Source organism: Pseudomonas sp. NPDC087803, from assembly GCF_044742995.1.
Lineage (GTDB): Bacteria > Pseudomonadota > Gammaproteobacteria > Pseudomonadales > Pseudomonadaceae > Aquipseudomonas.
On the sequence record NZ_JBIUVO010000067.1, the window covers coordinates 21197 to 27379 of the forward strand.

General features: G+C 60.9%; 7 protein-coding genes. 3 read left to right on the forward strand and 4 right to left on the reverse strand.

The window, feature by feature from the left end:
* Position 1 precedes the first annotated feature (1 nt).
* Positions 2 to 622 (forward strand): DNA-3-methyladenine glycosylase family protein, encoded by a 621-nt coding sequence (locus ACIOUG_RS23070; protein ID WP_401068911.1) that lies wholly within the window; start codon positions 2 to 4, stop codon positions 620 to 622.
* A 191-nt stretch (positions 623 to 813) separates the two neighbouring features.
* Positions 814 to 1302 (forward strand): GFA family protein, encoded by a 489-nt coding sequence (locus ACIOUG_RS23075; protein WP_401068913.1) that lies wholly within the window; start codon positions 814 to 816, stop codon positions 1300 to 1302.
* A gap of 118 nt (positions 1303 to 1420) precedes the next feature.
* Here the strand turns inward: ACIOUG_RS23075 and ACIOUG_RS23080 are convergent, their stop codons facing one another.
* The 3 genes from ACIOUG_RS23080 to ACIOUG_RS23090 all read right to left on the reverse strand — a co-directional run bounded on the left by ACIOUG_RS23080 (position 1421) and on the right by ACIOUG_RS23090 (position 4250).
* Positions 1421 to 2707, reverse strand: a complete 1287-nt coding sequence (locus ACIOUG_RS23080) for an ATP-binding protein (RefSeq protein ID WP_401068914.1) — start codon at positions 2705 to 2707, stop codon at positions 1421 to 1423.
* Complete coding sequence (locus tag ACIOUG_RS23085) at positions 2708 to 3415, reverse strand: response regulator (protein ID WP_401068916.1); 708 nt, start codon at positions 3413 to 3415, stop codon at positions 2708 to 2710.
* A 226-nt stretch (positions 3416 to 3641) separates the two neighbouring features.
* The gene (locus tag ACIOUG_RS23090) at positions 3642 to 4250 is read right to left on the reverse strand and encodes a tRNA-(ms[2]io[6]A)-hydroxylase (protein ID WP_401068918.1); all 609 of its coding nucleotides are present in this window, start codon (positions 4248 to 4250) and stop codon (positions 3642 to 3644) included.
* Between the two features lie 159 nt (positions 4251 to 4409).
* Between ACIOUG_RS23090 and ACIOUG_RS23095 the strand changes: the two genes are divergently transcribed.
* Entirely contained in the window at positions 4410 to 5273 is an 864-nt protein-coding gene (locus ACIOUG_RS23095) for a universal stress protein (protein WP_401068920.1), read from the forward strand.
* A gap of 111 nt (positions 5274 to 5384) precedes the next feature.
* Here ACIOUG_RS23095 and ACIOUG_RS23100 read toward each other — a convergent pair whose 3' ends face one another.
* Positions 5385 to 5855, reverse strand: a complete 471-nt coding sequence (locus ACIOUG_RS23100; RefSeq protein WP_108590615.1) for a DUF1289 domain-containing protein — start codon at positions 5853 to 5855, stop codon at positions 5385 to 5387.
* Positions 5856 to 6183 lie beyond the last annotated feature (328 nt).

A 6183-nucleotide genomic window follows, 5' to 3' on the forward strand; every position in this document is an offset into this window, starting at 1 on the left:
CATGTCGGATAGTTATCAGGCGGCCAGCGAGTTTCTGGCCGCACTCGACGAGGACTGGCAACGGCACATTGCAGCTGTCGGCCCCTGCCTGCATCAACCGCACCCGGCGCGTGATCCGTATGAGTCGCTGGTGCGGGCGATTGCCTATCAGCAACTGCACGCCAAGGCCGGGGATGCGATTGTCGGGCGGCTGGTGGCGTTGTTTCCGGGGCAGACGTTTCCCCGGCCGGAACAGATTCTCGCGACCGACTTTGATCAGCTACGCGGCTGCGGCTTTTCGGCGGGCAAGATTGCAACTATTCAGGGCATCGCCCAGGCAACACTGGACGGCGTGGTACCGGATTACCCCACCGCGCTGGCGATGGACGACGAGGCGCTGATCGAACGCCTGGTCAGCCTGCGCGGGGTTGGCCGCTGGACCGTGGAGATGTTGCTGATTTACAGCCTGGAACACATGGATATCCTGCCGGCGGATGACTTTGGCGTGCGCGAGGGCTATCGGCGCTTGAAGGGGCTGGAGGTGCAGCCGACGCGCAAGCAGATGATCGAGATCGGCCTGGCATGGAGTCCGTATCGGACGGTGGCGGCGTGGTATTTGTGGCGCATGCCCAAACCCCTGTAGGAGCTGGCGCAGGCTGCGATCTTTTGACTTTGATCTTTTGAAAAGCAAGATCAAAAGATCGCAGCCTGCGGCAGCTCCTACAAGGGAATGCTTTGCAAATGTGGGAGCGGGCTTGCTCGCGAAGGCGTCTGCATGATCGCCACAAACCTTCTAGGCTCAACCACACCACTTCAGCCCACCGGAGGCCCCTCATGCACCTCGAAGGCTCCTGCCATTGCGGCGCCGTCACCTTCAGCCTGACCAGCGCCCACCCCTATCCTTATCAGCGCTGCTACTGCTCGATCTGCCGCAAGACCCAGGGCGGTGGCGGTTACGCGATCAACCTCGGTGGCGATGCGGCCAGCCTCAAGGTTCAGGGCGGCAAGCACATCAGCATCTACCACGCGAAGATCAAGGAAGAAGGTGAAAAACGTGCCCATCGCAGCACGGCCGAGCGGCATTTCTGCTCACAGTGCGGCAGCGGTCTGTGGCTGTTCAGCCCGCAATGGCCGGAGCTGATTCATCCGTTCGCCTCGGCCATCGATACGCCGCTGCCGGTGCCGCCGGAGCACACGCATTTGATGCTGGGATCGAAGGCGCCCTGGGTCGAGGTGGATGCGCAACCCAAGGACCAGCAGTTTGCGGTGTATCCCGAGGAGTCGATTGCGCAGTGGCATGAGCGACTGGGGCTGGTCAAATGAGCATAGTTTTGCGCTGGTCTTGATGCCCCTATCGCGAGCAGGCTCACTCCTACATTTGGAATGCATTCCCTTGTAGGAGTGAGCCTGCTCGCGATGGGGCCCAACCTGCCAACACAAATCAGTCCAGATGCGCCCAGGTCATCCGAAACGACGCGCCACCCCACACTGATTCCCCGACCTCGACCTGCCCGCCATGGGACTGCGACACCCGCCGTACCAGCGCCAGCCCGAGACCGAAGCCACCGGTGCGACGGTCGCGACTGGCATCCAGCCGCGAGAACGGCTCAAAAATCTTCTCCCGACCTTCCACCGGTACACCCGGACCGTCGTCGTTGACCCGCACCTCATAGTAATCGCCGCTGCGCACCAGCGTCACCTCAACCCGCTGCTCGGCATAACGAATGGCGTTGCGCAGCAGATTGATCACCGCCCGCGCCATGAATCGCGGCTCAATGCGCACAGTGTCGAGTCGGCAGTCACCGATCAGCAACTGCACCCCCGCCGCTTCCGCCTCCAGCGCCACGCTGCCGACCACGCTGTCGAGCCAGTTGGCTGCTTGAATGTTTTCGCGCTTGATCACCGTCGCGCCGCGTTCGAGGCTGGCGTAGGTCAGCAGTTCGGAGACCATTTCTTCCAGCTCGCCAAGGTCGGCGTACATGTCGGCAATCAGTTCGCGATTCTGACTGGCGTCCGGCTGTTGCTTGAGCTGATCGAGTTCGAACGACAGCCGCGCAATCGGCGTGCGCAGTTCGTGGGACACCGCGTTGGTCAGCTCGCGCTGATTGGCGATCAGGCTCTCGATGCGCGCCGCCATCAGGTTGAAGTGCTCGGCCAGATCACGGATGTTCGAGCGTTTCGACAGTTGAATGCGCACCGACAGATCGTTGTCGCCGAAGCGCTCGGCGGCCAGACGCAGCTTCTCCAGATCGCGCCAGTGCGGACGCACCCAGAAAAACAGCACGATGCCGATCAGCACCGCGAGCATCGCGTAAGCCACCGCGATGTAGAACGGCATCAGGCTCGGCTCGGGCGGCAGCTTGATGCTGAGCAATTGCGAGCCACCGTCGATGTTGCTGATGAACTGGGTGTAGTTGTCGCGAATCACCAACAGGTTCTGCGCCAGTTCGGCCTGTTCCTCAGGCGTGAGCGCCAACTGATCGGCCTCGACCAGCTTCAGTGACAAGCCGTAGTGCGGGCGCAACGCTTCCAGTTGCCGCTCGCGCGCCGCGCCTTGCTGATCGCGCATGTGCTCGACCAGTGACCACGCCTGACCGCGCACTGCTTCACGGTTGTAGGCCTGCATCTGATTGTCGAGCAACGCGTTGAAGGTGTGCTCGACGGTTTGCAGGGCCAGCACCAGCCCCACTGTCATCACCAGAAACAGCCCGAGGAATAACCGCAGCATCTACAGCTCCCACGCGAACGGATTGAACAGGTAACCCTTGCCCCACACGGTCTTGATGCACACCGGCTCGCGGGGGTTGTCCTTGAGTTTGTTGCGCAACTTGCTGATGTACACGTCGACGCTGCGATTGAGCCCGTCAAAGGCGATGCCGCGCATGCGGTTGAGGATGTCATCGCGCGACAGGGTCTTGCCGGCGGCGCTGGCCAGCAGCCACAGCAATTCGAATTCCATGGTGGTCATTTCGATGATCTCGCCGGCCAGACGCACCTCGCGACAGCTGCGATCAATGTTCAAGCGCCCGAATTCCAGCGAGCTGACCACGCCGGCCTCCGGCACTTGGCGCCGTTGCAAGGCGCGCAGCCGGGCGAGCAGTACCGGCGGCTTGATCGGTTTGATCACGTAGTCATCGGCACCGGATTCCAGGCCGAGAATGTGGTCGAGGTCGTCTTCCTTGGCGGTGAGGATGACGATCGGCGTGTCCGACACGCTGCGAATTTCCCGACACACGTGCAAGCCGCTCTGCCCCGGCAGCATCAGGTCGAGCACCACCACTTTGGGCTGGAACTCGAGAAACGCCGCCACAGCCAGATCGCCGCGATGTACCGCGCGTACCTCGTAGCCATGTTGTTCGAGAAAGTGCGCAATCAGCGTGGCCAGACGCTCGTCGTCTTCGACCAGCAGGACCTTGCCAAAACCCAGGTTATCCATAACGACCGTCTGCCAACCCATGTGTGAAGTGGGCGACAGTATGGCGGGATTCGCTGGCGAGGCGTTGTTTCGGGCAGCAAAAACCGGCCACTTGGGCCGGTTTTCGGTGATATTTCATACTCTTAAGAGTTTTTAACAGTTTCCATGTAGGAGCTGCCGCAGGCTGCGATCTTTTGATTTTTTGAAGCAAGATCAAAAGATCGCAGCCTGCGGCAGCTCCTACAGGTTATGCGGCGACAGGCACACCGCTGTGAAAGCGGAACTCTTCATCCGGCGACTCGATCAGTTCCTGCTCGGCAGCGCGCACCTTGTCGATCACCTGAGCGATGTCCTTCGCGTCGCCGTACTGGTAAGCCAGTTTCAGATAACCCTGGAAATGCCGCGCCTCGCTTTTCAACAGGCCGAAATAGAACTTGCCGAGTTCTTCGTCCAGATGCGGCACCAGCGCTTCGAAGCGCTCGCAACTGCGCGCTTCGATAAACGCGCCGACCACCAGCGTATCCACCAGTTTTACCGGTTCGTGGCTGCGCACCACTTTGCGCAGACTCGAGGCGTAACGCCCGGCATGCAGCTGGCGCAGCTCGATCTTGCGGCGCTTCATGATGCGCATGACCTGTTCGTGATGCACCAGTTCTTCCCGGGCCAGACGCGACATCATGTTGATCAGGTCGACGTGGGAATGGTACTTGGCAATCAGGCTCAGCGCGGTGCTGGCGGCCTTGAACTCGCAGTTCTTGTGGTCGATCAGCAGGGTTTCCTGATCAGCCAGTGCGGCCTGGACCCAGGCGTCGGGCGTGCGGCAGCCAAGGAATTCGTGGATTTCGGGAAGGATCATGGGGCTCACGGTAAAAGGTGTACGAGCAAAGGCCGCCGATTATACCGGCCTGCCCGCAGACCACCAGTCGCAGGCGTTGATATGCATCAAGTCGCAGGCGCATGAGCAGCAACTATAGTTGTGCAACGCCGTGCCTTTTCTTTGCTGGAGACTCCGCTCATGCAAGCCATTCGCAGCATTCTGGTGGTCATCGACCCCGAACATTCGGAAAGCCTGGCGCTCAAGCGCGCCAAGTTGATCGCCGGCGTGACCCAGGCCCATCTGCACTTGTTGGTGTGCGACCCCGGGCACGATCATGCCGGCCTGCTGGGCGTGCTCAAGGCCGCGCTGACGGATGAAGGTTACAGCGTGACTACCGAGCAGGCATGGGGAAAAAACCTGCACGACACCATCATCACTGTGCAGCAGGCCGAGGGCTGCGGGCTGGTGATCAAGCAGCACTTCCCCGACAGCGCACTGAAAAAAGCCCTGCTGACCCCGGACGACTGGAAACTGCTACGGGAATGCCCGACCCCGGTGCTGCTGGTGAAAACCGGCACACCGTGGAAAGACCGGGTGATTCTCGCGGCTGTGGACGTGGGTAATGCCGATGGCGAACACCGGCATTTGCACACCACGATCATTGATCACGGCTACGACATCGCGAGCCTGGCCAAGGGGCATCTGCATGTCATCACGGCCCATCCATCGCCGATGCTGTCCTCGGCGGATCCGGTGTTTCAGCTCAAGTCGACGATCGAGGCGAAGTATCGCGAGCAGTGCAAGGCGTTTCAGGCCGAATTCGATGTGGATGACGAACACCTGCACATCGAGGAAGGCCCGGCGGATGTGCTGATTCCGCATATGGCGCACAAGCTGCAGGCGGCGGTAACCGTGATCGGCACCGTGGCACGCAGCGGGTTGTCAGGCGCGTTGATCGGCAATACCGCCGAAGTGGTGCTGGATGCGCTGGAAAGCGATGTGCTGGTGCTCAAGCCGCAGGAGGTTGAGGACCATCTGGTGGAGTTGGCGGTGAAGCATTAAGCGTTGCGGTGCCTGAAACGGCCTCTTCGCGAGCAAGCCCGCTCCCACAGTAGATTGATGTCGAACACAAAATCCCTGTGGGAGCGGGCTTGCTCGCGAAGCTTTTGATCTTCAGGCGCCGAAGGCGTCCTTGAGAAAGCCCGGTGCGATATAGCGCTGATAATGCGCCTCCGACAGCAGGAAGAATTCCCGATCAATGGCATCGCGCAATTCCGGCAGGTTCCAGTCGCGGAACTCCGGCAACAACACCATCCCGTAGGCTTCCAGATTAATGATCACCCGCGCCCCGCGCGCAATCAGCTGATACGCCCAGCAATATTCCGACTGATGCGGCACGAAGCGGATCTTGCGCTGTTCCAGCTGCTGGCGCAGGCGCGCCGGATCGAAGATCTCGACCTTGCTCGCCATCACTTGTGACAGCAATTGCTCCAGACGCAACCACACCGCACGCTTTTCCTCCTCGCCGTAACCATTCCAGTTGATCACTTCGTGATGGAAACGCTTGCAGCCACGGCACACCAGATCTCCGTAAACTGTGGAGCAGAGGCCGACGCAGGGGGTCTTGATGGTCTGATTGGGCATAAATTGGCAAAACACTGAAACGCGGAACAGGCCGGCATGTTAGCCCTTTGTCGGGCATTGATCACCCCTCAAACGTCAGGGGCAAGCGCTGGCTCGCGGTTTGCCTCGCCCGCGCACAACGCCACCAAAGTCCAATAGAGCGCGACTTACCTTTAAATTTTTTTTGCCGTAGAATCAGCCAGCCTTTTAAGGCGCCAATGTCCGTTAGAAGCTGTTTTCAAAGCGTCACGAGCACACTCGGGGGGGGGGGGGGGGGGGGGGGGGGGGGGGGGGGGGGGGGGGGGGCGGGGGGGGCGGGGGGGGGGGCGGGGGGGGGGCGGGGCCGGGG